General features: G+C 62.8%; 3 protein-coding genes. 2 read left to right on the forward strand and 1 reads right to left on the reverse strand.

What is annotated here, in order from left to right; genetic code table 11:
- The coding region (locus tag EN991_RS34965; protein WP_127370432.1) for a transporter substrate-binding domain-containing protein at positions 1-602 on the forward strand (602 nt) is incomplete at its 5' end.
- A 91-nt stretch (positions 603-693) separates the two neighbouring features.
- On the opposite strand, the gene EN991_RS34970 is transcribed toward EN991_RS34965, so the two are convergent.
- Positions 694-999 carry a hypothetical protein gene (locus EN991_RS34970; protein WP_024501716.1) on the reverse strand — a complete coding sequence of 102 codons (306 nt, stop codon included), beginning with the start codon at positions 997-999 and terminating at the stop codon, positions 694-696.
- 258 nt (positions 1000-1257) lie between these two features.
- Between EN991_RS34970 and EN991_RS34975 the strand changes: the two genes are divergently transcribed.
- The coding region (locus EN991_RS34975; protein ID WP_164769620.1) for an ATP-binding cassette domain-containing protein at positions 1258-1746 on the forward strand (489 nt) is incomplete at its 3' end.

Here is a 1746-nt window from a genome sequence, read left to right on the forward strand (position 1 = left end):
GGATGGTCGAACGCCGGCACAATGACGATTTCGGCGGCGGCGTCGCCAAGGGACTGTTTTCCAGCATGTGGTGGTCGACCATCGCCGCGACGCAGGCCAGCACCGGTGATTTCGGCCCGCGAACCGTGCCGGGGCGCGCGCTGGCCGCGCTCTGGATGATGGGATCGATCATTGCGATCGCGGTGTTCACTGCGGGTGTCACATCGGTGCTGACGGTGACGCAGATGGAAGGCATGGTGCAGGGCGAAAGCGATCTCGCCGCGGTCAGGGTCGGCGCGGTGCAGAGCTCGTCGACGGCGTCCTATCTGGATTCGACCCAGATCCGTCATCAGGACTTTGCCTCGATCCAGCAAGGCCTCAACGCGCTTCGCGCCGGCAAGATCGACGCGCTGGTGCACGACAAGCCGCTGCTTGGCTGGCTGGTCGGGCAGAATTACGCGACAAGCCTGCAGATTCTCGATGCGACCTTCGACCAGCAGCAATATGCCATTGCGCTGCCGCTCGGCAGCCCGTTGCGCAAGTCTCTCGATGTCGCCCTCCTGCAGACCATCGAAAGCGATTGGTGGAAGCAGGCCGTCTTCCAGTATCTGGGCGAGAAGTAGCCGGCAGCAATTTCAGCGGTGCTATGCGCTGGAAGAACCGCCGTCGCTATCCGAGAGTGGCGGCCTGTCTTTCAGGGATGGATGGTTGCTGTCACTGGTCCAGGTCGACCGGTGTCACGCCAAGAAGTTTCAGGGCATTGGCATAGGTCCGGATGCCTTGCGCCTGCTTGCGCTCGGCACAGAACCGGTTCGCCTTGTCCTGGAGTGCCGTTGCCTCGGCGATCTGGCTCGCACTGGCACCGGGTTTGGCTTTGGTCTGGATGGCTCCGTCGAGTTGAAGACCGAGCCGGCTGCAATATTCGCTCCGGGTGACCGCCGCATCCGACTGTGCGACCGCAAGCACGGCGAGCGAAATGCCTGTCAGGGCACCCATCCATCCGGTCGAACGTCGTTGCATGTTTCGGGACCATTTCTTCGCGTTGTGCCGCAGGCCGCGTGACCGCCGCGAGGGTGGTTATGACAGGCGATGTTTTCGCGAGTTTTTCCCGGATGTTGAATCTTGTTTCTGGAGTGTGTCTGGCGGTGAAGCTGCCAATCTCCCCCACGAGGGGGGAGATCGGCGGTGTGCGGCGCTTGCGCCTCTTCCTTTGCGGCTATCCTTCGCGTAAGGCGCCGGGCAAATCGTTTCACGCAAGCAAAATTCCCCGGACACCGCATGATCAGACTTGAAAGCATCAGCAAGCAGAACGGCCGTCAGCTTGTCTTCATCGAAGCGTCGGCGTCCCTGCAGAAGGGCGAGAAGGTCGGCCTCGTCGGGCCGAACGGCGCCGGCAAGACGACGCTGTTTCGCATGATCACCGGCCAGGAGCAGCCAGACGAAGGCCAGGTGCAGGTCGATCGCGGCGTCGCCATCGGCTATTTCAGCCAGGATGTCGGCGACATGGAAGGCCACAGCGCTGTCGCCGAAGTGATGAACGGCGCCGGGCCGGTCAGCGAAGTCGCGGCCGAAATGGCGGCCCTCGAGGCGGCCATGGCCGATCCCGAGCAGGCCGACCAGATGGACGAGATCATCGAAAAATATGGCGAGGCGCAGCACCGCTTCGAGGAACTCGACGGCTATGCGCTGGATGGCCGCGCCCGCGAAGTGCTGGACGGTCTCGGCTTTTCGCAGGAGATGATGGACGGCGATGTCGGAAAGCTGTCC

The sequence above is a fragment of the Mesorhizobium sp. M7A.F.Ca.US.005.03.2.1 genome (genome assembly GCF_003997795.1).
Taxonomy (GTDB): domain Bacteria; phylum Pseudomonadota; class Alphaproteobacteria; order Rhizobiales; family Rhizobiaceae; genus Mesorhizobium; species Mesorhizobium ciceri.